Origin of the sequence: Thermalbibacter longus (genome assembly GCF_023806485.1) — a bacterium.
Lineage (GTDB): Bacteria > Chloroflexota > Chloroflexia > Thermomicrobiales > Thermomicrobiaceae > Thermalbibacter > Thermalbibacter longus.
In genome coordinates, this window is sequence record NZ_JAMSLR010000030.1 from 1,254 (window position 1) to 1,556 (window position 303).

1 protein-coding gene is annotated in these 303 nt (G+C 69.0%); it reads right to left on the reverse strand.

The window, feature by feature from the left end; translation table 11 throughout:
* A partial coding sequence (locus NET02_RS16275) for an AAA family ATPase (RefSeq protein ID WP_284058484.1) occupies window positions 1-303 on the reverse strand: 303 nt, incomplete at both ends.

The following is a 303-nucleotide window of genomic DNA, read 5'->3' on the forward strand; positions in this document are numbered from 1 at the left end:
AAGCTCAGGCGAATCACCGGGTGCGGCCTGGCCCAGTCCCAGTGGTCGGCAAGGAAGAGTTTCTCGCGCGGGGCGCTGCCGTCGGCGCCGTCGTGGGCGTCGAACAGTTCGCGGCGGCCTTCGAAGGCACAGGCGATGGTGTCCAGCAGCAGGCTCTTGCCGAAGCGGCGCGGGCGCGAGAGGAAGTAGTGCTTGCCGCTGTCGACCAGGCGCGCGATCAGCGGTGTCTTGTCGACGTAGTAGTAGCCGCCCTCGCGGATGTCGCGCAGGGTCTGGATGCCGATGGGCAGCTTGCGGCGGGGC